Origin of the sequence: Cognatiyoonia sp., from assembly GCF_965661665.1 — a bacterium.
Taxonomy (GTDB): domain Bacteria; phylum Pseudomonadota; class Alphaproteobacteria; order Rhodobacterales; family Rhodobacteraceae; genus Cognatiyoonia.
On sequence record NZ_CBFIEO010000001.1, the window covers coordinates 59,636 to 80,269 of the forward strand.

General features: G+C 53.1%; 23 protein-coding genes. 10 read left to right on the plus strand and 13 right to left on the minus strand.

Annotated elements, in window-relative coordinates; translation table 11 throughout:
• The first annotated feature begins 149 nt into the window (after window positions 1–149).
• The 3 genes from rph to hemW are packed head-to-tail and all read left to right on the plus strand — an operon-like array spanning window position 150 to window position 2,600.
• The gene (gene rph, locus ACTF5F_RS00305) at window positions 150–857 is read left to right on the plus strand and encodes a ribonuclease PH (RefSeq protein ID WP_438954882.1); all 708 of its coding nucleotides are present in this window, start codon (window positions 150–152) and stop codon (window positions 855–857) included.
• Entirely contained in the window at window positions 857–1,465 is a 609-nt protein-coding gene (rdgB, locus tag ACTF5F_RS00310; RefSeq protein ID WP_438954883.1) for an RdgB/HAM1 family non-canonical purine NTP pyrophosphatase, read from the plus strand. The genes rph and rdgB overlap by 1 nt, the downstream gene beginning before the upstream one ends.
• Window positions 1,458–2,600, plus strand: a complete 1,143-nt coding sequence (hemW, locus tag ACTF5F_RS00315) for a radical SAM family heme chaperone HemW (protein WP_438954884.1) — start codon at window positions 1,458–1,460, stop codon at window positions 2,598–2,600. The genes rdgB and hemW overlap by 8 nt, the downstream gene beginning before the upstream one ends.
• A 1-nt stretch (window position 2,601) precedes the next feature.
• Here the strand turns inward: hemW and ACTF5F_RS00320 are convergent, their stop codons facing one another.
• The 7 genes from ACTF5F_RS00320 to hemJ form a co-directional block, all read right to left on the minus strand.
• The gene (locus ACTF5F_RS00320; protein WP_438954885.1) at window positions 2,602–3,483 is read right to left on the minus strand and encodes a ParB/RepB/Spo0J family partition protein; all 882 of its coding nucleotides are present in this window, start codon (window positions 3,481–3,483) and stop codon (window positions 2,602–2,604) included.
• A gap of 1 nt (window position 3,484) precedes the next feature.
• Entirely contained in the window at window positions 3,485–4,297 is an 813-nt protein-coding gene (locus ACTF5F_RS00325; RefSeq protein WP_438954886.1) for a ParA family protein, read from the minus strand.
• On the minus strand, window positions 4,287–4,901 hold the full coding sequence (rsmG, locus tag ACTF5F_RS00330) for a 16S rRNA (guanine(527)-N(7))-methyltransferase RsmG (RefSeq protein ID WP_438954887.1): 615 nt from the start codon (window positions 4,899–4,901) through the stop codon (window positions 4,287–4,289). The genes ACTF5F_RS00325 and rsmG overlap by 11 nt, the downstream gene beginning before the upstream one ends.
• Window positions 4,901–6,772, minus strand: a complete 1,872-nt coding sequence (gene mnmG / locus ACTF5F_RS00335; RefSeq protein WP_438954888.1) for a tRNA uridine-5-carboxymethylaminomethyl(34) synthesis enzyme MnmG — start codon at window positions 6,770–6,772, stop codon at window positions 4,901–4,903. The genes rsmG and mnmG overlap by 1 nt, the downstream gene beginning before the upstream one ends.
• Window position 6,773: 1 nt before the next feature.
• Window positions 6,774–8,051: a tRNA uridine-5-carboxymethylaminomethyl(34) synthesis GTPase MnmE gene (gene mnmE / locus ACTF5F_RS00340; RefSeq protein ID WP_438954889.1), complete on the minus strand. Its 1,278-nt coding sequence runs from the start codon at window positions 8,049–8,051 to the stop codon at window positions 6,774–6,776.
• A 30-nt stretch (window positions 8,052–8,081) separates the two neighbouring features.
• On the minus strand, window positions 8,082–9,356 hold the full coding sequence (gene rho / locus ACTF5F_RS00345; protein ID WP_438954890.1) for a transcription termination factor Rho: 1,275 nt from the start codon (window positions 9,354–9,356) through the stop codon (window positions 8,082–8,084).
• Between the two features lie 116 nt (window positions 9,357–9,472).
• A complete protein-coding gene (gene hemJ / locus ACTF5F_RS00350; RefSeq protein WP_438954891.1) occupies window positions 9,473–9,922 on the minus strand; it encodes a protoporphyrinogen oxidase HemJ in 450 nt (149 codons plus the stop codon).
• A gap of 388 nt (window positions 9,923–10,310) precedes the next feature.
• Between hemJ and ACTF5F_RS00355 the strand changes: the two genes are divergently transcribed.
• The 4 genes from ACTF5F_RS00355 to dnaQ are packed head-to-tail and all read left to right on the plus strand — an operon-like array spanning window position 10,311 to window position 13,015.
• The gene (locus ACTF5F_RS00355) at window positions 10,311–10,907 is read left to right on the plus strand and encodes a Maf family protein (RefSeq protein ID WP_438954892.1); all 597 of its coding nucleotides are present in this window, start codon (window positions 10,311–10,313) and stop codon (window positions 10,905–10,907) included.
• Complete coding sequence (locus ACTF5F_RS00360) at window positions 10,904–11,737, plus strand: shikimate dehydrogenase (protein WP_438954893.1); 834 nt, start codon at window positions 10,904–10,906, stop codon at window positions 11,735–11,737. The genes ACTF5F_RS00355 and ACTF5F_RS00360 overlap by 4 nt, the downstream gene beginning before the upstream one ends.
• Entirely contained in the window at window positions 11,734–12,327 is a 594-nt protein-coding gene (gene coaE / locus ACTF5F_RS00365) for a dephospho-CoA kinase (protein WP_438954894.1), read from the plus strand. Before ACTF5F_RS00360 ends, coaE begins: the two co-directional genes overlap by 4 nt.
• Window positions 12,320–13,015 (plus strand): DNA polymerase III subunit epsilon, encoded by a 696-nt coding sequence (gene dnaQ / locus ACTF5F_RS00370; RefSeq protein WP_438954895.1) that lies wholly within the window; start codon window positions 12,320–12,322, stop codon window positions 13,013–13,015. The genes coaE and dnaQ overlap by 8 nt, the downstream gene beginning before the upstream one ends.
• Here the strand turns inward: dnaQ and secB are convergent.
• Both secB and ACTF5F_RS00380 read right to left on the minus strand, forming a co-directional pair.
• Window positions 13,008–13,508 (minus strand): protein-export chaperone SecB, encoded by a 501-nt coding sequence (gene secB / locus ACTF5F_RS00375; protein WP_438954896.1) that lies wholly within the window; start codon window positions 13,506–13,508, stop codon window positions 13,008–13,010. The two genes, dnaQ and secB, sit on opposite strands and share 8 nt — an antisense overlap.
• Window positions 13,509–13,577: 69 nt before the next feature.
• Window positions 13,578–14,066, minus strand: coding sequence for an FxsA family protein (locus tag ACTF5F_RS00380; RefSeq protein WP_438954897.1), 489 nt, complete (start codon window positions 14,064–14,066; stop codon window positions 13,578–13,580).
• Window positions 14,067–14,177: 111 nt separating this feature from the next.
• Between ACTF5F_RS00380 and ACTF5F_RS00385 the strand changes: the two genes are divergently transcribed.
• The 3 genes from ACTF5F_RS00385 to ACTF5F_RS00395 are packed head-to-tail and all read left to right on the plus strand — an operon-like array spanning window position 14,178 to window position 16,431.
• The gene (locus ACTF5F_RS00385; protein ID WP_438954898.1) at window positions 14,178–14,840 is read left to right on the plus strand and encodes a Tim44/TimA family putative adaptor protein; all 663 of its coding nucleotides are present in this window, start codon (window positions 14,178–14,180) and stop codon (window positions 14,838–14,840) included.
• On the plus strand, window positions 14,837–15,871 hold the full coding sequence (gene mltA / locus ACTF5F_RS00390; RefSeq protein WP_438954899.1) for a murein transglycosylase A: 1,035 nt from the start codon (window positions 14,837–14,839) through the stop codon (window positions 15,869–15,871). Before ACTF5F_RS00385 ends, mltA begins: the two co-directional genes overlap by 4 nt.
• Complete coding sequence (locus tag ACTF5F_RS00395; RefSeq protein WP_438954900.1) at window positions 15,868–16,431, plus strand: Smr/MutS family protein; 564 nt, start codon at window positions 15,868–15,870, stop codon at window positions 16,429–16,431. Before mltA ends, ACTF5F_RS00395 begins: the two co-directional genes overlap by 4 nt.
• Here the strand turns inward: ACTF5F_RS00395 and ACTF5F_RS00400 are convergent.
• Genes ACTF5F_RS00400 through hslV form a run of 4 tightly spaced genes read right to left on the minus strand, consistent with a single transcriptional unit; the run spans window position 16,414 to window position 20,619 of the window.
• On the minus strand, window positions 16,414–17,640 hold the full coding sequence (locus tag ACTF5F_RS00400; RefSeq protein WP_438954901.1) for an MFS transporter: 1,227 nt from the start codon (window positions 17,638–17,640) through the stop codon (window positions 16,414–16,416). The two genes, ACTF5F_RS00395 and ACTF5F_RS00400, sit on opposite strands and share 18 nt — an antisense overlap.
• A gap of 39 nt (window positions 17,641–17,679) precedes the next feature.
• A complete protein-coding gene (gene hslU, locus ACTF5F_RS00405) occupies window positions 17,680–18,990 on the minus strand; it encodes an ATP-dependent protease ATPase subunit HslU (RefSeq protein ID WP_438954902.1) in 1,311 nt (436 codons plus the stop codon).
• Entirely contained in the window at window positions 18,983–20,065 is a 1,083-nt protein-coding gene (locus tag ACTF5F_RS00410; protein WP_438954903.1) for a hypothetical protein, read from the minus strand. Before ACTF5F_RS00410 ends, hslU begins: the two co-directional genes overlap by 8 nt.
• Window positions 20,062–20,619 carry an ATP-dependent protease subunit HslV gene (hslV, locus tag ACTF5F_RS00415; protein ID WP_438954904.1) on the minus strand — a complete coding sequence of 186 codons (558 nt, stop codon included), beginning with the start codon at window positions 20,617–20,619 and terminating at the stop codon, window positions 20,062–20,064. The genes ACTF5F_RS00410 and hslV overlap by 4 nt, the downstream gene beginning before the upstream one ends.
• Window positions 20,620–20,634: the final 15 nt, after the last annotated feature.

Genomic DNA, 20,634 nt, shown 5'->3' on the forward strand with positions numbered 1-20,634 from the left:
ATCTTCAAATCTTGGAGCGTCGTTAGGCATATGACTCAAATGGGCAATCCAGAGGAGCAATTAAAGCCACAACACCCAGAAGGTCAATTGGGGTTGGATTCCAGACCGAGGGCGCGTATCCAAACGGTCAACTTTTGGAGGACCGATTTATGCGCCCATCTGGCCGTCAAACCAACGAAATGCGAGACGTCACAATTGAGGTGAACGCGACGCGCCATGCGGAGGGATCCTGCATCATCAAATGCGGTGACACTCATGTCCTCTGCACCGCCAGTGTTGAAGATCGCGTGCCCCCATTCATCAAAGGTTCCGGCTTGGGTTGGGTGACGGCGGAATACGGAATGCTGCCCCGTGCAACACACACACGAATGCGGCGCGAGGCGAAGAACGGCCAATCCGGTCGAACCCAAGAAATCCAACGCCTGATCGGTCGGAGCTTGCGGGCCGGTGTGGACCGCGTGGCCTTGGGCGAGTGTCAGATCACCGTCGATTGCGATGTTATCCAAGCAGACGGTGGCACGCGCTGTGCATCCATCACGGGTGGTTGGGTTGCGCTGAAAATAGCCGTGAACCAATTGATGAAGGCTGGCGATGTCATCAGCGATCCACTGGTTGATCCTGTGGCTGCCATTTCCTGTGGGATCTATGCAGGGCAGGAAGTGCTCGACCTCGATTATCCAGAAGACAGCGATGCGGGCGTCGATGGCAACTTCATCATGAGCGGTGGTAAGCTTGTCGAAGTGCAAATGTCCGCAGAAGGCTCCACCTTTAACCGCGATCAAATGAACATTCTCCTCGATCTGGCAGAAAAGGGCATTGGGGAGCTGAATGCAATCCAGATGGCTGCTGTCTCCTGATGCGCAAGTTCACCGGATCAGAGCTGCTGATCGCAACGCATAACACGGGCAAGCTTGAGGAGATTGCTGATCTGCTGCGGCCCTATGGCGTTACCGTGAAGTCCAACGCAGACTTTGGCCTGCCGGAGCCAGACGAAACAGAAACGTCGTTTGTTGGAAACGCGCGGATCAAAGCCCACGCAGCAATGAAGGCGACAGGGCTGCCAGCTTTGGCAGATGACAGCGGGATCGAGGTCGATGCGCTTGATGGCGCGCCAGGCGTCTATACCGCTGATTGGGCGGAAGGGCCAAACGGCCGCGACTTTGAAAAAGCGATGACCCGGACATGGAATGCGCTGGAAGAGAAGGGCGCAGCCCTTCCTAGAACTGCACGGTTCCGCTGCGCGCTCGTCCTTGCGTGGGCGGATGGTCATGATGAGGTTTTTGACGGCAAGATCGAAGGGCAGGTGGTCTGGCCAATGCGCGGGGATCAGGGCCACGGGTACGATCCGATTTTCATGCCGGACGGATTTGATATTACTTTGGGTGAAATGGACCGGTGGGAAAAGAACAAGCTCAGCCACCGCGGAGATGCCTTCACCAAACTGACTGCGGCTTGCTTTGATTGAGGATTGGCAACACGGAGGGTTTGGGCTCTATGTCCATTGGCCGTTTTGTGAATCCCTTTGCCCCTACTGCGACTTTAATAGCTACGTGTCGAACAGCATCGATCACGCCGCTTGGGCATCTGCGCTTGTTTCCGAAATTGAGCGCAATGCACGGGATACACAGGGCCGCGCTTTACGGTCTGTCTATTTTGGTGGTGGCACGCCAAGCCTGATGGCGCCCTCGACAGTTGAGGCTATGTTAAAGTCAGCCTCCGATGTCTGGCCATTTGCAAATGACATTGAAATCACGCTGGAAGCCAATCCATCGTCTGTCGAAGCCGACAAATTCCGCGCGTTCCGCGATGCAGGGATCAATCGAGTGTCATTGGGGGTTCAGGCGCTGAATGACCCGGATTTGAAGGCTCTCGGACGACGGCATTCAGTGAGCGAAGCACGCGCAGCGCTTGAGACAGCGCAATCTCTTTTCGACCGGGTGAGTTTCGATCTGATCTATGCGCGCCAAAACCAGAGTTTGGATGATTGGGAGAAGGAGCTGACGGAAGCACTCTCGTTCGGCACCGATCATCTGTCGCTCTATCAGCTTACGATCGAGCAGGGGACCGCTTTTGGGGACCGCTTTGCAAAAGGCGCGCTGCGGGGTCTGCCGTCCGAAGACCTGAGTGCGGATATGTTCTTTCTCACGCAAGACCTGACAGCCGGACAGGGGCGTCCCGCCTATGAGACGTCCAATCATGCAGCGCCCGGACAGGAGAGCCAGCACAATCAAATCTACTGGCGAAACGGGGATTTCGTTGGCGTCGGACCTGGGGCGCATGGGCGGGTGACGATCAACGAAACGCGCTATGCGACAGAAACTCATCTGCACCCAGATGAATGGCTGGACGCAGTGAATAAGTTCGAAAATGGGGAAAGCGATCGCGCGCCTTTAAGTTTTGAGGACAAAGAAACCGAAATGCTCTTGATGTGTTTACGGCTTTATGATGGGGTTCTGATATCTCGTTTTCAGAACCCTGAAATATTATATAAAATCAAAGATTTAGTAGAAATCAATCTCATCGAGCTGCATGAGGATAAGCTGCGCCTCACGCCAAGCGGCCGACCGCTTCTCAACTCAATTCTGAACCAATTGGTCTAACCTAACCGCCACCCAAAATGCGCATCAGATCGTCGAGCTGCTCAAGATTTCGGTAAGAGATCGTAAGCTTCCCACCTTCAGTACCCGCATTGTGTTGAATGTTGACGGGCATCTTGAGGGTTGATGACAACTCCCCCTCAATTTGAAGGGTGTCAGGGTCTTTCTTCTTTGTGGCAGCACGAGGAGCTTTTGGTGGATTGAGATCGGTTTTCACCAGCTTTTCCGTTTCACGGACGGACAGTTGCTTGCGAATAATATGCGCCGCCATTTCCGAGGCATCATCTTGTCCTACCAACGCACGTGCATGACCCGCCGACAATTTGCCATCATTCAGCCAAGCCAACACATCCTTTGGCAAAGTCAAAAGGCGCAGATGGTTTGCAATATGGCTCCGGCTCTTGCCAAGGGCAGTTGCGACTTGCTCCTGCGTATGGCCAAACCGATTCATCAATTGGCGATAGCCTGTCGCCTCATCCACTGGATTGAGATCCGCCCGTTGAATGTTCTCAATGATCGCCACTTCCAAAACTTCGGTATCCGTAAAATCGCGGACAACCACCGGAACATCGTGCAATTGAGCGATCTGAGACGCGCGCCAGCGACGCTCACCCGCAACAATTTCGTAAGTGTCTGAGGCTGGGCTTTTGCGCACTATTAGGGGCTGGATAACGCCTTTTGTGCGGATTGAATTGGCAAGTTCTTCCAGCGCGGACTGATCAAACGTCCGACGCGGCTGATCGGGGTTGGGGACAATCTTCTCAATCGGGAGGTACATATCTGAAGGGGCGAATTGCGACGGTTCCATCACCTGCGCGGGAATATCAGCCATGAGGGCAGACAGGCCGCGACCCAAGCCGCGAGGTTTATTTGGTTTTTCAGTCATTTCATCCCCCGGTTAAGGCTGGCTGCCGATCTAATAGTTCCTGCGCAAGTTGCCGATAGGCTTGGCTTCCTTTGGATGCGCTATCATAATGCAGCGCCGGCATGGAAAAGGACGGCGCTTCGCTCAGACGGACGTTGCGCGGAATCAATGTCTTAAAGACGAGATCCCTCAAGTTCTGCCGCGCATCCTCTTCCACTTGCTGAGACAGGTTGTTCCGTGAATCATACATCGTCAAAACCACACCTTCGATCCGCAGGTTCGGATTTGCCGTTGCGCGCACATCTCTGACCGATAGCATGAGTTGCGATAAACCTTCCAAAGCGAAAAACTCACTTTGCAGCGGAACAAGCACGGAATCCGCAGCCACAAGCGCGTTCACTGTCAATATATTGAGGCTTGGCGGACAATCGATCAATATGTAGTCAAATTTGAAGACGTCCATGCTCAATTGGTGCAGGGCGTCACGGAGCAGAAAGCTGCGTTTTTCATTTGAAATCAGCTCGATATCAGCAGAGCTCAAATCAGTCGTCGCTGGGATCACATAGACGTTCTCAAACTCAGTCTTCTGGATTGCACTGCCCGGTGCCACGTCGCCCGCCAGAAAATCATACGTGGTGATGACGCGATCCTTCTGGTCGACCCCGAGACCAGTGGAGGCGTTGCCTTGCGGATCAAGGTCCACCAGCAAGGTTTGGCACCCCTTTTCGGCAAGCGCCGCCGTCAGGTTGATAGATGTGGTCGTCTTGCCAACGCCGCCCTTTTGGTTCGCAATTGCGATGATCTTGGCCCGTCCAAGCGGCGCGTTAGCTGACACGTTTCAGATCCCAGATTTCAAGAATACGGCTTTCGTTATCAGTCAAACTTGGATGAGTCTCAATCTCGAATTGCCATGATTGACGGGCTTCTTCGATTTCTTCCTGATACCGCCGACCTTTTGGAAAACAGTAGCGCGTGTGAGGAGTGGAATGGGGTAATGCCATTTCGAACAGGTTATTGAGGGAACTCAGGGCGCGAGCGGTGATGAAATCGACGCTCAATGGAGCCATTGACTCGACACGAGTATCGATGACATTAGCGTTCAAGCCAAGCTCGCGAACGCTAGTGCGAAGGAAAACAGCTTTCCGCTTATCGCTTTCAACAAGGGTCACATCGACATTTGAGAGGTTTTCTTGCGCGAAAGCAGCGATAACGATGCCAGGAAAGCCGCCGCCAGAACCAAAGTCAGCGATCCGCTGAATATTCTTTGGAATCAGGGGGGTAATCTGCAGAGAGTCGACAATATGCCGGTCCCAAACATCGTCAATTGTGCTCTTGGCAATGAGATTGATGGAAGGGTTCCACTTCCGAACGAGTGCTTCGCAAGCCTTCAACTTCTCCAATGTTTCACGTGAAACATTCCGCTCAATATCAAACGCCATCAAACAGCCAGATCTTTTGCTGGGCGTCGTAAAGCCGCTTGAACCACCATCAAAGCTGCAGGTGTCATACCGTCAATTTTCTTTGCCTGTGCGATTGTGGCCGGCCTTGTAGCTTGCAACTTGCGCTTCAATTCAAAAGACAGGCCACCTACAGCTTCAAAGTCAAAATCTGGAGGTATCTTGGCATTCTCATCACGTTGTAAGGATTCAATATCGCGATTTTGGCGCACGATGTAATTCTCATAGAGCGCATCACACTTGAGCTGGCGCAAAATCCGCCCCTCAAAGTCAGAAAAGTTAGGCCGTAACGCCAAAAGATGTGATGGCTCAACGTCGATAAGGGAGAGGGCCGTATAAGCCGAGCGTTTCTCGGAATCCGGATTTACCTTTGCGCCAGCCTCATAAAGCTCCCGCGCGGTGATCTGTTCGCCTTCCAACACTGCTTTACAACCATCCAACCGTTCTTTGTATGCGGAAAATGCACTCCAACGCTGACCCCCAACAACGCCATGTTCTTGGCCCCATGCCGTGAGGCGCTGATCCGCATTATCCGCTCGCAATGATAGGCGGAACTCGGCACGTGAGGTAAACATGCGATACGGTTCCAACACACCACGTGTTGTGAGGTCGTCGACCATAACTCCAATATATGAGGTCGTTCGAGAAAATTCAGCAGGCGGCTTTCCTTGAACCGCAAGCGCCGCGTTTAGCCCGGCAACCAACCCTTGAGCGCCAGCTTCTTCATACCCAGTTGTGCCATTGATTTGACCAGCGAGGTACAACCCCATGACTGATTTTGTTTCCAACGTGGGCTGCAACGATCGGGGGTCGATATAGTCGTACTCGATCGCATAACCCGGCTGGGTGATCTTAGCGTCTTCAAGCCCAAAGATCGAGTGAACATAGTCCTCCTGCACATCGAGCGGTAAAGAAGTCGAGATTCCATTGGGATAGACCGTTGGATCCGTTAGTCCCTCAGGCTCCAAGAAGACTTGGTGAGACGTTTTGTCTGCAAACCGAACGATCTTATCTTCAATGGACGGACAGTAACGCGGACCAACGCCGTCAATATGCCCCCCATACATTGCGGACCGCTCTAAATTCTCCCGAATGATCGCGTGGGTTTTTTCATTTGTGTGCGTAATCCCGCAAGAAATTTGTTCAGCCGCAGGCGCGGTGCTTAAGCTTGAGAAAAAGGCAGGGTCATCGTCCCCAGCTTGTTGATCCAAGATTTCCCAGTTGATCGTCCGCCCATCCAATCGCGGCGGTGTCCCTGTTTTCAGCCGCCCGAGCGGAAAATCAAATGAATCCAATCGTTCAGCCAACCGCACGCTGGGCCGATCTCCCATGCGGCCGCCTGATCGCTGAACATCCCCGATGTGGATGACGCCGCGCAAAAATGTCCCACTGGTGAGAACAACGGCCTTCGCATCAATTTTACCAACTTTCAAGAGCTCAACGCCTGAAACCTGTCCTGATGCCTCGATGAGATCGACAACTTCATCTTCAATGACGGTCAGGCTGGGTACATTCTCGAATTCCTTCTGAACAAAAGCGCGATAAAGCACACGATCAATTTGCGCCCTTGGTCCTTGAACTGCAGGGCCTTTCTTCCGATTCAACAGGCGGAACTGAATGCCAGCGGCGTCAGCAGCTCGGCCCATCATCCCATCCAGCGCATCAATTTCCCGCACCAAATGACCTTTCCCAAGACCACCGATCGCAGGATTGCAGGACATGACGCCAAGATCAGATTGGCGCAGTGTGACGAGCGCTATCTGGGCACCCGCGCGCGCAGCAGCGAGGGCGGCTTCACACCCAGCATGGCCACCGCCAACAACCACGACATCAAAATGTTTCACGTGAAACATCTCACTTTCCTATACAAAAGCTTCCGAATATTTCGTCTAAGAGGTCCTCTACATCAACCCGACCGACGATGGAGTCAACGTGCCTTATAGCGGTTTGAATTTCATGGGCGAGAAGATCAGTTGGCGCATCCGACGTGATCTCTTGCTGCACTACGGCGATTTGCTCGGAGCAGCGAGCCATAGCGATACGATGCCGTTCACGGATCGCGACGCCAACAGAAGATACACGATCCCTCAAGGTCCCGGAAATTTCCGCCAAGAGCTCTTCCAGCCCCTCTCCCGTCAAGCCTGATATCCCCGGCTGATCACCAGATGTAACGTCCACCTTAGCACGCCTCACAATATCCCCATCGCGAACATCAATTTCAGGTAAGTCATTGTTTTCAATTATAAAAACACGCAAATCTGAAGTCTGTGCACGCTTTAATGCCCTCTCAATGCCCAACTGCTCAATTGTGTCATTACTCGTCCGGATCCCAGCTGTATCAATGAATGTGACAGGTAAACCATCAAGGTCCATGTTCACTTCAATTACATCACGAGTGGTTCCCGCGATATCAGACGTGATCGCGGCATCGCGATTGACCAGACGATTGAGCAGCGTCGATTTCCCAACATTAGGTCTTCCGACAATCGCAATCTCGAACCCTTCGCGGACCCGTTCCGCCAAATAGAAACCTGCGATCTCGTCGTGCAATTCGGCATCAACAGACAGCAGAAGTTCTTTCACCTCAGGATATACATCGACCGGCACATCCTCATCCACAAAATCTATCGTAGCTTCCAACAGCGCGGCCGCGCGGATCAGCGCTTTGCGCCAACCTTCTGCTTTAAACCCCAATCCACCTTCAAACACGCGCATGGCTTGGCGACGTTGGGCTTCCGTCTCAGCATCGATGAGGTCGGCCAGACCTTCGACCTGTGCCAGATCAAGTTTACCGTTATCGAGCGCCCGACGCGTAAACTCCCCAGCCTCAGCTTCGCGCAAACCCTCCTGCTCCGACAACTCCCCTAGAACAGCTGAGACAATCGCAAGACTGCCATGAAGCTGAAGTTCGACGCTTGGCTCTCCGGTGAAGCTCGCTCCGCCTGGGAAACTCAAGACCAAACACTCGTCGATCAGTTCCCCATCTGCGCCAAAAAGTTTCCGCACACCACGGGACGCGGGCAGGGACCGACACAACCGCTCCGCCGCTTCAAAACTTTGCGATCCAGAAATCCGAATGACGGCAACGCCCGCACGGCCATTCGCGGTCGTACGGGCAAAGATGGTATCCATCACGATCTTCCTCAGATGGGACAGCCAGAGTTACGTATTCATCGAGTCAAAGAAATCAGAGTTCGTCTTAGTCTGCTTCAACTTCCCAAGCAGGAATTCAATCGCATCCGTCGTCCCCATTGGGTTCAAGATGCGGCGCAAGACATAAGTCTTTTGCAGATCGATTTTGTCGACGAGAAGCTCTTCCTTCCGCGTACCGGATTTGAGGATGTCCATGGCAGGGAAGACGCGCTTGTCTGCCACTTTCCGATCCAGGACAATTTCAGAGTTACCTGTCCCCTTAAATTCCTCAAAAATGACTTCGTCCATCCGACTACCTGTGTCGATTAGAGCAGTTGCGATGATAGTGAGGGAGCCGCCTTCCTCAATGTTCCGCGCCGCACCGAAGAAGCGTTTTGGCCGTTGCAAGGCGTTGGCATCCACACCACCCGTAAGAACCTTACCAGAGGACGGGACAGTCGTGTTGAAAGCGCGGCCAAGACGAGTAATCGAGTCGAGCAAGATCACCACATCGCGCTTGTGCTCAACAAGACGTTTGGCTTTTTCAATGACCATCTCTGACACGGCTACGTGACGCGAGGCTGGTTCGTCAAAGGTCGAGGAGACAACCTCACCTTTCACAGACCGCTGCATGTCCGTCACTTCTTCTGGTCGTTCATCGATCAGCAGAACGATCAGATAGCACTCCGGGTGGTTCTTCTCGATAGAGTTCGCGATATTCTGCAACAGAACAGTCTTGCCTGTCCGCGGAGGTGCCACGATCAGGGAACGTTGTCCCTTACCAATCGGAGCGACGAGGTCGATGATCCGGGCGGAGCGATCCTTCGTCGCTGCATCCGTTTCAATCTCCATCTTTAGACGCTCATCCGGATAAAGCGGTGTCAGGTTATCAAAGGCAACCTTGTGCTTCGCTTTCTCCGGCTCTTCAAAGTTGATCTGCTCCACGTTAACCAAAGCGAAGTAACGCTCATTGTCTTGCGGTTCTTTGATGACGCCCGACACTGTATCACCCGTCCGCAAGGAATACTTCCGGATCATATCCGGGGACACATAGATGTCGTCAGGACCCGGCAGGTAGTTCGCCTCAGGTGAGCGCAGGAAACCAAAGCCGTCCTGAACCACTTCCAGCACACCATCGCCACCAATGATCCATTCCTCGTCGGCACGCTCTTTCAAAATGGCGAACATCATGTCGCCCTTGCGCATGGTCGAGGCGTTCTCGATCTCAAGCTCTTCTGCCATCGACAAAAGATCTTTCGGGCTTTTTGCCTTCAGTTCGGAAAGGTTCAAACGATGTTGAGACATGGATACTCCAATGAAGACCGCGTGAACGGCTTCTCTATGTCAAAGAATGGATAATGCGTGATCCCGGCCGGGGCGCGTCACCGACCTAAGCGTTCATAACGTCTGAGTCAACTTTACTAGAACGGGCGAACGATCACAAAGATCACGATGATGAACATCAGAACGGTCGGCACTTCGTTCATCAAACGGTAGGTGGAACCTTTGAGTTGATTGGTCCCCGCCGCGAAATCCTTACGCCGCGCTGACAGCCAACCATGCATTCCTGTCATAGCAATGACGGCAACCAATTTGATCCAAGCCCATGCGGATACAAAGTCAAACCCACCAAGTGCGATTAAGAGAAGACCAAACACCCAGGTTGCGACCATAGCTGGATTCATAATTACTTTGAGGAGCTTGAGCTCCATCGTCTGAAACGTTGTATCAAGATCTGATCCAACTTCCGCTTTCTCAGCATGATAGACAAACAAGCGGGGGAGGTAGAACATGCCCGCCATCCATGAAATCACAGCTATGATGTGAAAGGCTTTGAGCCAATCATAGAATGGATGCAGTAAGTCTGACATGGTTCCTCCGGTCAGAGACAATATCATAAATATATAAGTAAGAAAGTATTTGGTTGATTTAGGGAAAAGCGTTTCTGTGGATCAAATAACTATCCTACTGTTTATCCACACTCAGACAGTGCCAAAATGAAATAAGTTTCAAGCATTTTCAGTGATATATATATTATAATTCATATGGTTAGATCACATTCGGAATTAGGATAGATCTAGTTTCATATGCAACCACCATAAGTTCTGCACAATAGACATTTATCATTACGCCCAGTGAGTTGAATCGCGCGAATCCTCGGACAAAAACGTAAAACGACTATCAAGCGATTTCTTGTTCAGGCTAAGGTGACAAGACAGGTTACGCTTCTCTCTTATATTAACAAGATATCCACAGAATATGTCACAGATCATTCTCGCGTCCGCTTCTAAAATCCGCCAATCTCTCTTGCAAAATGCTGGCGTCAGCTTCGATGTCAAAGTGGCACGGGTGGATGAAGAAGCAATCATTGCGTCTTTGAAGGTTGAAGGTGCCAAAGCGCGTGACATTGCTGATCATTTGGCTGAGTCAAAAGCGATCAAGGTTAGCCGGCAATCCCCCGATGCTTTAGTCATTGGCTGCGATCAGGTGTTGGAGTGTGAAGGTCAAATGTACTCCAAGCTAACATCAAAGGAAGAGGCCACTCAGCACCTGAGAAACCTCCGAAACCGCACCCATCGCTTGTTTTCCGCCGCCGTCGTTTATCAAGGTGGTGAGCCCCTTTGGCGACATGTTGGGAAAGTCTCCCTCACTATGCGCGAATTCAGTGATGCTTTCTTACAAGGCTACCTTTCTCGCAACTGGGAAGAAATTCAGCATTGCGTCGGGTGTTATCAGCTTGAAAAGGAAGGTGTCCGGCTATTTAGTCGTGTCGATGGGGATTTCTTTCATGTGTTGGGTTTACCGCTCTTGGAATTACTCTCTTATCTGACGCTGCAAGGGGAAATAGAGGCGTGAGTACACAGTCCATACCATTGGCCGGTGTCGTCGGTGATCCGATAGCCCACTCCAAATCCCCGCGTCTTCACGGGCACTGGTTGAAGCGGTATGGGATTGAGGGCCAATATGTACCGCTCCATGTTCCGGAGTCCGATCTCGAGACGGTCATTCGCGCCCTCCCAAAGATGGGTTTTGTGGGGATCAACGTAACGATTCCGCACAAGATTTCTGTCATGTCGCTTGCCGATCAAGTAAGCGATCGGGCGATCCTGATTGGTGCGGCGAATACGCTGACGTTTCGCCCTGACGGGAAAATCCTTGCGGATAACACGGATGGCCACGGATTTATGGCCAACCTGAAAGATCACGCACCGGAGTGGGATCCGAAGTCCGGCCCAGTTGCAGTGTTTGGGGCTGGTGGCGCAGCACGAGCTGTCATCGTGGCTTTGGCGGATGCTGGCGTTCCTGAAATCTTCCTGTCAAACCGGACTCGCCCCAAGGCGGAGGCGCTGAAAGCAGAGTTTGGTACGCGCGTCCAAGTCGTTGATTGGGTGCAAGCGGGAAACATGCTTGAAGACGCGAAAGCTGTTGTGAACACTACGTCCCTTGGGATGGTTGGGAAACTGGAGCTTCGTGTGCCATTGGATGGCATGAAAGAAGGAACGATTGTAAACGACCTCGTTTATACCCCTCTGGAGACGCCACTTCTCAAATATGCAAAGGACAACGGCTGTCTTGCTGTTGATGGTCTTGGAATGTTGCTTCACCAAGCTGCACCCGGATTTGAGCGTTGGTTTGGACAAACGCCAACGGTCGATGACGAATTGCGACGGGTGGTTTTGGGATGACGAAGTTCTGGCTCGGTCTGACCGGATCTATCGGGATGGGAAAATCGACCACCGCTGATATGTTCCACGATGCTGGTGTGAAGGTGTGGGATGCGGATGAAACTGTCCACGAACTTTATGCTGAAGGTGGTGCAGCTGTTCCGCTGATTGCTGACGTGTATCCTGAAGCGATCGTCGATGGCGCTGTGTCTCGGCCCGTTCTGAAGAATATCATCGCGGGGGATCTGGCAGCGCTTGGTGTAATCGAATCCATCGTGCATCCACTTGTGACGCAAAGCCGCGAAGTGTTTCAGGACCAGAATAACGGTCTCATCGTCTTCGACATTCCGTTGCTTTTCGAAATCAAGGCGGACGATTGGTTGGATGCCGTTCTTGTCGTTTCAACTCCTGAACATATCCAGCATGAGCGTGTATTTGCCCGCCCCGGTATGACGGAGGAATTGTTTGAAGACATCTCCTCCCGTCAACTACCGGATGATGAAAAGCGTGATCGCGCCGATTTTGTGATTGAGACGATCTCTATTGATCAGACCCGCAAAGAAGTGAGCGATCTGATTGCGGAACTGAAGGGAAGAATAGTCGATGCGTGAAATCGTTCTGGATACAGAAACGACAGGCTTTGAGCCGTCAGAGGGTGACCGGATTGTTGAGATTGGAGCGGTCGAACTGATCGGACATGTCTCAACCGGTCGAACTTATCATCAATACATCAACCCTCAGCGATCCATGCCGCAAGCAGCCTTTGAAGTGCATGGGTTAGGGGACGAATTTCTCGCTAACAAACCTGTTTTCAAGGATATCGCGCAAGACTTCCTGGACTTCATCGGCGATGCAAAGCTCGTCATCCACAACGCAGCCTTCGACATGAAGTTTTTGAATGCCGAACTGGGTTGGATAGATCGTCCGCTACTGCCGATGGACCAAGCGCTCGATACATTGGCCATTGCCCGTCGTCGTTTTCCCGGATCGCCTGCATCTTTGGACGCACTGTGTCGCCGATTTGGTATTGATAACTCATCGCGAACGCTCCACGGGGCGTTGCTCGACAGTGAGATTTTGGCGGAGGTTTATCTCGAACTTATAGGCGGTCGTCAGCCTGACTTTGGTTTGGCAACAGCGAGTGGCGTGAAAAGTTCAGATGCTGGCTCAGCCGATTGGAAACCAGCACCCAGAGCGCAAGCCTTGCCATCAAGGCTAACTGAAAAAGAAATCGCCGCCCACAGCTATTTTGTCGATCAGCTGGGCGGCGATGTGATTTGGAAGAAGATGTCTAGTTGACCTTCTGATCCGCTTTCTGCGCTTCTGCACGCTTGGCAAGTTCCGCACGGTAGAGCGCCAAGAAATCGATTGTCTCTAGGTTCAGCGGTGGGAAACCACCGTCGCGAGTCACGTCACTGACGATGCGGCGCAGGAAGGGGAAGGTGATGCGCGGGCATTCGATCAGCAGGTACGGATGCATCTGCTCATCTGTCAGACCTTCAACGTGGAAGATACCAGCGTATTCAACTTCCATTATGAAGAGCGTTTCGCCCTTCTCTTTGGATTTGCTGGACACGTTTAGCTTGGTAATGACTTCGAACTGATGTTCCACATTCCGTTTGCGCGCATCGAGGTTCACTTGAACGGAAATCTCTGGCTGAGGTTCACCGCTCACGCCTTTCTGGGCGAGGATGTTCTCGAAAGACATGTCACGAATATATTGAGCGAGAACCCGGCTTTTGACCTGAGGAGGTTGTTCGGGTGTTGCTGCAGCTTCTGGTTCTTTTGCCATTTTTGGGCTCCGAAAAATTGGTTTGGATCGTCTTAGCAGTCTGATTGACGGTCCTCAATGAAAATGCTGTCAGTGTTTTGTCCAACTGGATGGTTTGCTTGTTGGACTTTTTGGGTCGCCCAGATCCTCAAACTCTCCCTCGATGATTTTATCATCGGGCTGCCGCGATTGATTGGGGGACTGAAACCCATCGCCCATTTCAAAATGCGCGACCTTCACGCGCTTTTGTGCCCATTCGAAGATGCGCTTGCGGAATAGAGGCACCAACAGCACGAAACCCACTGCATCCGTGAAGAACCCAGGCGTCAAGAGTAGCGCGCCAGAAAACAGGATCATCGCACTGTTGGCGAGCGTTTCAGTTGGATCGCGTAATTCGTTAAAGGTGTTCTGAAGGTTTGCCAATTCCTGCAAGCCTTGACTGCGCACCAGCCATGTCCCAAGGATCGCAGTCACGATCACAACGCCCAAGGTTGGGAACAAGCCGATGGCACCACCCACTTGAATGAACAGTGCAATTTCGATCAGAGGGATGGCCACGAACAACGCGAAGAGCCACATAGAGTAATCCTAACGAATGTTTCATTGTGCTAAGGTGGACTCACCTCAACCTCTGACCTACATAAGCAACGTCGATGGCCGTTTCCATGCCGTCAGTGAAATGAGGTCCAAATGAACTCTTCGGTTATACAGCTTCTTGTTCTTGCCGGAATCGCTCTCTTCCTGATCTTGCGCCTGCGCAACGTGCTTGGCGCGCGCGAAGGGTTTGAGAAGCCACCAATCCAACAGGACCGGAGCACATCCCGCCAAACTGCGCGCGATTTCGAAGTCATCGAAGGAGGGCCGGACCCAGACATCGTCGACCATGTTGATGAGAACAGCCCAGCCGCTGCTGCGCTGGCAGAGATGAAGCGCGTTGATCCAAATTTCAGCGTTTCTGAATTCTTGCAGGGCGCGCGCGGTGCCTATGAAATGATTTTGATGGCGTTTGAGAATGGCGATCTGGCCAGCATCCAGCCTTACATTTCGGATGATGTATATGAAGCGTTCGATGGCGTTGTCCGCGACCGTGAAGAAAAGGGTTTGACCATTGAGGCGAATTTCATTGGCGTGAGCGAGATGAGCCTCAAAGACGCTGAGTTTGATAGCAAAACGAACGAAGCAGAACTGACTATGAAGTTCATGAGTGAGTTGACCTATCAGGTGTGGGACAAAGCGGGTGACGTGATCGAAGGCAATGACACCGACATCAAGCGTCAAAAAGATGTCTGGATCTTTGCGCGTGTCATGGGCACCGACGATCCAAACTGGCGCCTTGTCGCAACGGGCGAATGATTGCAAGACTGCTAGCACCAACCCTTCTGTCTATTTCAATGGCTGGTGCTGCAGTGGCCGATGTAACCTACACCAAGCTGACATTCGATGATCTGATCGGCTGGAACGACGACGATCACGAAGCTGCGCTGCGCGTATTTTTAGAGACTTGCCCAGACATTGATCGGCCAGAGTGGCAGCGCCTATGTGCCTTAGCTTTGGAGCGGCCAAACGCCAAAGACTTCTTTGAGCTTTTCTTCCAACCGGTAGAGATTACCGACGGAACACCGACGCTTTTCACGGGATACTTTGAGCCCGAAATTGCTGGCTCACTCGAACCGACGGATCAGTATAGTTTTCCAATCTACAAACGCCCTGCTGATCTTGTCTCAGGTCGTCGTTACTCCACGCGGCGCGCGATTGAAGAGCAGGGGCTGCTCGCCGATAAAGGGTTGGAGATCGCTTGGCTTGAAGACCCGGTTGATCGTTTCTTCCTGCAGGTGCAAGGCTCTGGCCGGATCAGGCTGCCGGATGGCGATGTGATCCGTGTTGGGTTCGCGGGAAAGAACGGGCATCAATACACCTCTGTCGGTCAGACGCTTGTCGCGCGTGGTGCTCTTGAAGCACATCAGATTTCAGCGAGTGCGATCCGCAATTGGGTCCGGCGTAATCCTGAAGAAGGGCGCGAACTACTTTGGCTCAACGACAGCTATGTCTTTTTCCGCGAGGTGAACGAAGTGCCACCGGAACGGGGACCGCTTGGCGCCATGAACCGTTCCATCACGACCATGCGCAGCATCGCGGTTGATCCTTCGGTAAACCTATTAGGTGCGCCCATTTGGGTTGAGAAGGATGGCAAGAGTCCAATCCAGCAATTGATGATTGCGCAAGATACCGGGTCCGCAATCAAAGGTGCGCAACGTGCTGATATTTTCTACGGGACAGGTCTTGCGGCTGGGCTAGAGGCGGGCCGGATTAAGGACAGTGGCCGGATGGTCATGCTCATGCCGATTGAATATGCGCTGTCGAAACTTGATCAAAGTGATACATGAAGAAACGCAGGCAAGTTTCGCCAGATGAACGCGCCCTTTGGGACAGCGTCGCACGACAGGCTGAACCACTCGATCCGAAGCGGATGATGGAGCAGGTCGAGCTTGGCGAGGTTCAGGGGCCTGCTACGGCCGAACATTCTGTGTCCATTATCCCCTTCAGTTTGGGCGAAAAATCGAACGCGGCTCCTGTTGCTTTGGCCAAAGGGAATAGTTTGCGCATGGATGCGTCTGCATTCGCAAAACTGAAGCGGGGCAAGCTAAAACCAGAACGCAAAATTGACCTTCACGGGATGACAGTCTCACAAGCGCATCCTGCCTTGATCCGGTTTCTATTGGATGCGCATTCAGAAAGGCGGCGTCTCGTTCTTGTCATCACAGGCAAAGGCGATCGGGCGGAGCCGAGAGGACCGTTTCAAGTCCAGCGCGGTGTGTTGCGCAGGCAGGTTCCGGTTTGGCTGACCACACCACCGCTGAATGGTATCATTCTCCAATTCACGCCAGCACATCAGCGGCACGGTGGCGACGGTGCGCTTTACATCTATCTACGGCGTCAGCGCTAGAATTTTGTTGCGCGGGACGAACTGAAACAGCGCAGCAGCGGCAAAAATGCCAGCAATCCAGATCAACTGGCGTTCGTAAGAAACGCCTGCATCAATCAATGCACCTGTGATCCAAGGTCCGGCTGCCGATCCCGCGACCATCAATGCGGCAATCGCCGATTTGATCGCGCCGAGGTGTTTGGTTCCATAAATCTCTGCCCAACATGCGCTCAAAACCGTTGCCTGTCCGCCCCCCGCCAAACCCATGAGGATCATTGCTATGCCTACCGTCCACGTTTCAGTCGAAAGACCGTGCAGGAAGAAGGCGAAGACGACAGGCGTGAGGTAGACTGGCAGTAATCTGACCGCGCCAACTTTGTCGATCAACCAGCCGTACAGGATCGTTGAAAATGCGAGGGTGATGGTGCTGAGTGGGAAGACGGCCACGAGGGCGAGATGCGTCCAACCTTTGATTTCGGCGAAATGCACTTGGTGAAACCAGAATGCTGTGCCGAATGCTGGCAGCAAGGCAACCGCAGGGGCCAACATCCAAAAAAGTGGGGTGCGGATCACCTCTGCCCGGCTCCAATGACGGCCTCCCATTCCCGTGCTTTCGTCCGCCCGCGCCATCGTGCTGGGCTGACGCTCTTTGGCAAGCAGCACAAACAGAATAGGGATCATGGCGAGCGCAAAAAAGGAAAACCCGATCCAAAGGGTGCGCCAGTCGATGAAGGACTTTAACCAGACCATGATCAACGGCATCGTCGCCTCACCAATCATGAAACCGAGGGAGGCGACGGCAATGGCACGCCCCCGTGTGGCGATGAACCACCGCGACATGGCAACAACGGCAAGGTGGCTGGCCATGCCTTGCCCTGCAAACCGTAGACAGAAAATCACTGCAAACAGCGCGTAAACAGATGTGATTTGGGAAATCAAAACACAGCCAACAGCAAGCAAAGCGATGACTGCCGCGCTCAAGCCCCTAATGCGAAAGCGGTCGGCGAGCGTGCCTGCGAACACCATGACAATCGCGGAGAGACCGGTGCTGACCATATAGAGAAAGCCCCAGTCACCGTCAGACAGTTGGAATGCCCCACGGATTTCACCACTGAAGATGGAGACGAAGTATGTCTGCCCAAGACCCGAGATGAACATCAACAGGAAACCCGCCGCGAGGTACGGCAGGTTTTCGAGTATGAATTTCAGATATCTATCGGAACGGCTCATCCGACTATTGATGGGTCGAAATGCTCAGAAGGGAAAGCGCTAAAGCACGTAGCGGCTGACATCTGTTGTGCGTGCCAATTCACCAAGGTGGGTTTCGACGAAAGCCTCATCAATGAAGATCTCTTCCCGCGCGCGGTCAGGGGCGGTGAAGGACAAGTCCTCGAACACACGCTCAATCACGGTGTAAAGGCGACGCGCGCCGATATTCTCAACCGATTCATTCACCTCAGCTGCGATTTTGGCGAGCTGCGCGATGCCTGATTTCTGAAACGTCACGGTCACTTTTTCTGTCTTCATCAGGGCAGAGTATTGCAGCGTCAGCGCATTGTCCGTCTCCGTTAGGATGCGGATGAAGTCCTCTTCAGTCAGGGCGCGAAGCTCAACACGGATCGGCAAGCGGCCCTGCAATTCTGGTAGCAAGTCTGATGGCTTGGCTACATGAAACGCGCCTGATGCGATGAAAAGTATATGGTCGGTTTTGATCGGGCCGTGTTTGGTGCTCACGGTTGTGCCTTCGATCAGTGGAAGGAGGTCACGTTGCACCCCTTCACGGCTCACATCAGCACCGCGGTTTTCCGCGCGAGCGCAAACCTTGTCGATCTCGTCCAAGAACACGATGCCATTCTCTTCGACCGCTTCAAGCGCCGCTTTGGTTACGGTCTCATCATCCAAAAGTTTGTCAGCCTCATCGGCGATCAGGGCGTCATAGCTTTGGGCCACGGTCATGCGTTTCTTCACGGTCCGGCCACCCATTGCTTTGCCGAATAGGTCGCTGATGTTCATCATGCTGCCCATTCCACCACCGGGTTGGCCTGGAACTTCAAATCCACCAAAGGGATTGGATGTGTCGCTGAGTTCAAGCTCGATCATCGTGTCATCAAGTTCACCCGCTTTCAGCTTTTTGCGGAACATCTCCCGCGTGCCGTCGCGCGCGTCGGTGCCGGCGATGGCTGTGATGACGCGGTCTTCGGCGGCTTCGAGCGCTTTGGCTTTCACGTCTTCGCGCATGTACTCCCTTGTCTCAACAATCGCCGTCTCAACCAAATCGCGGATGATCTGTTCGACATCACGACCGACATAGCCAACTTCCGTGAATTTTGTTGCTTCGACTTTGATGAATGGCGCCCGGGCAAGCTTTGCCAGACGGCGTGAAATCTCCGTCTTGCCGACGCCGGTTGGCCCGATCATCAAGATATTTTTTGGATAGACCTCATCACGCAAATCATCACCCAACTGTTTTCTGCGCCACCGATTGCGTAAGGCGACAGCCACGGCGCGTTTGGCGTCTTTCTGTCCGATGATAAATCGATCAAGCTCAGATACGATTTCGCGTGGGGTCAGGTCAGTCATAACAATCAAGTCCTACAGATGGAGGTAGGCGGTCGAGCGGGACAAATCCTGGCACGACTTTCAGAAGACGCGCGCGGATTTTCTCCCAAAACGCTCCGAGGAGGAGCAGGACAATGCCTAAGATCAGGATGGTGGTCATCGCACCATTACCTTCGAAAACAGTCGCGGCCAAGGCCACGACATAGCCAATGGCCGCAATCAGGAAGGAACGTCGATCAATGATAATCGCGACGATGCCGAAGATGATGAGGATGCCGAATAGGATAGCGTTGCTGCCTGTGCTCTCTTGCGACAGCAAGGACAGGGCGATAGTGTTGACGAGTGCGGGGGCTGCGACGACGTGAAGCCAAAATCCGTTGGCCGATCTGCGGGTCACACGGTGTGGGTCGCTCATGTCAAAGATCATTGCGACGACGAAGACCGCGATGCCGAGCGCCAGAGTGATCCATGCAAACGGGCCGCCAGCAGAGAGCAAGAAAAGATCTTTAGGAGAGGATGGCGTGCCGCTTTGTGTCGCTTCAAAGAGGATCGCAACGATGAACAAACCAACCGCGATCATCGCCATTGCGAATGGGACTTTGAACCGGAACCAATAGATCAAAAGCGCGACCGTGCCCAAAGCAAAGGGCAGGGGGAGGGAGCCGAAATCCTCCTGCGCAACCATGAAGGGTTCCGCGAAATAAGCGGTCAGCGCAATGGCCGCGTTTATGGCAAACAGGATTGATAGGGCTATCGCGGGGGCGACCATGCGACGGCGGCGGACAAAGTATTCGGAAAGCAGCCAGATCGTTGTAGCCCCAACAAGGCCAAACGGAATCGTGGCTTGTTGCGGATTGGTGATGGAGCTTGTGTAGATCGCAGCGCTGACGCCCCACCAGCCGACAGACAGGATCACCAGACCAATAACGATGAAGATCTCATTGAACCCTTTGAACAGCTCGAACGGCTCAACACCCGGATCAAGGTTTTCCCGCGCGCCGTTCCGGCTGTGCGCGAGGCTGACCAAAGAGGCGGCTTGTTGTTCTGAAACAATGCCTGCGCCAACAGCCGCCTTGAGATCATCGTTTCCGATCATGCTTTGATGGTCTCAACCGTCAAATTGCCGTTCGTGTAGACGCAGATGTCAGAGGCGATGGCCATTGCCTCGCGCGCAACCTCTTCTGCTGATTTCTTGGTGCCCATCAAGGCGCGGCCTGCCGCAAGTGCGAAATTCCCGCCGGATCCGATGGCCGTGACATCATGCTCAGGCTCAAGCACGTCGCCGGCGCCGGTGATGACAAACAGCTCTGTCCCATCGCTGACAATCAGCATCGCTTCGAGCTTTTGCAGGTATTTGTCCGTGCGCCAGTCTTTCGCCAATTCGACAGAAGCGCGGGCGAGCTGGCCAGGAGTTGCTTCCAGCTTCTTCTCAAGACGTTCAAGCAATGTGAAGGCATCCGCGGTGGACCCCGCAAAGCCGGAAACGACGTCATGCCCACCTGGTGACAAGCGGCGCACTTTCCGCGCGGTTCCTTTGATGACGGTCTGTCCAAGGCTGACCTGTCCGTCGCCTGCGATGACAACCTCACCACCTTTGCGCACACCGATAATCGTTGTGCCGTGCCAACCCGGAAACTCTTCTGACGCCATCACATTTTCCTTTCG

Excerpts from the sequence above, each read along its gene's own strand:
- rph (WP_438954882.1), top strand. The coding sequence starts at position 150 with ATGCGCCCATCTGGCCGTCAAACCAACGAAATGCGAGACGTCACAATT.
- rdgB (WP_438954883.1), top strand. The coding sequence starts at position 857 with ATGCGCAAGTTCACCGGATCAGAGCTGCTGATCGCAACGCATAACACG.
- ACTF5F_RS00320 (WP_438954885.1), bottom strand. The coding sequence starts at position 3,483 with ATGACTGAAAAACCAAATAAACCTCGCGGCTTGGGTCGCGGCCTGTCT.
- rsmG (WP_438954887.1), bottom strand. The coding sequence starts at position 4,901 with ATGGCGTTTGATATTGAGCGGAATGTTTCACGTGAAACATTGGAGAAG.
- mnmG (WP_438954888.1), bottom strand. The coding sequence starts at position 6,772 with ATGTTTCACGTGAAACATTTTGATGTCGTGGTTGTTGGCGGTGGCCAT.
- mnmE (WP_438954889.1), bottom strand. The coding sequence starts at position 8,051 with ATGGATACCATCTTTGCCCGTACGACCGCGAATGGCCGTGCGGGCGTT.
- rho (WP_438954890.1), bottom strand. The coding sequence starts at position 9,356 with ATGTCTCAACATCGTTTGAACCTTTCCGAACTGAAGGCAAAAAGCCCG.
- hemJ (WP_438954891.1), bottom strand. The coding sequence starts at position 9,922 with ATGTCAGACTTACTGCATCCATTCTATGATTGGCTCAAAGCCTTTCAC.
- ACTF5F_RS00355 (WP_438954892.1), top strand. The coding sequence starts at position 10,311 with ATGTCACAGATCATTCTCGCGTCCGCTTCTAAAATCCGCCAATCTCTC.
- coaE (WP_438954894.1), top strand. The coding sequence starts at position 11,734 with ATGACGAAGTTCTGGCTCGGTCTGACCGGATCTATCGGGATGGGAAAA.
- dnaQ (WP_438954895.1), top strand. The coding sequence starts at position 12,320 with ATGCGTGAAATCGTTCTGGATACAGAAACGACAGGCTTTGAGCCGTCA.
- secB (WP_438954896.1), bottom strand. The coding sequence starts at position 13,508 with ATGGCAAAAGAACCAGAAGCTGCAGCAACACCCGAACAACCTCCTCAG.
- ACTF5F_RS00380 (WP_438954897.1), bottom strand. The coding sequence starts at position 14,066 with ATGTGGCTCTTCGCGTTGTTCGTGGCCATCCCTCTGATCGAAATTGCA.
- ACTF5F_RS00385 (WP_438954898.1), top strand. The coding sequence starts at position 14,178 with ATGAACTCTTCGGTTATACAGCTTCTTGTTCTTGCCGGAATCGCTCTC.
- mltA (WP_438954899.1), top strand. The coding sequence starts at position 14,837 with ATGATTGCAAGACTGCTAGCACCAACCCTTCTGTCTATTTCAATGGCT.
- ACTF5F_RS00395 (WP_438954900.1), top strand. The coding sequence starts at position 15,868 with ATGAAGAAACGCAGGCAAGTTTCGCCAGATGAACGCGCCCTTTGGGAC.
- ACTF5F_RS00400 (WP_438954901.1), bottom strand. The coding sequence starts at position 17,640 with ATGAGCCGTTCCGATAGATATCTGAAATTCATACTCGAAAACCTGCCG.
- hslU (WP_438954902.1), bottom strand. The coding sequence starts at position 18,990 with ATGACTGACCTGACCCCACGCGAAATCGTATCTGAGCTTGATCGATTT.
- ACTF5F_RS00410 (WP_438954903.1), bottom strand. The coding sequence starts at position 20,065 with ATGATCGGAAACGATGATCTCAAGGCGGCTGTTGGCGCAGGCATTGTT.
- hslV (WP_438954904.1), bottom strand. The coding sequence starts at position 20,619 with ATGGCGTCAGAAGAGTTTCCGGGTTGGCACGGCACAACGATTATCGGT.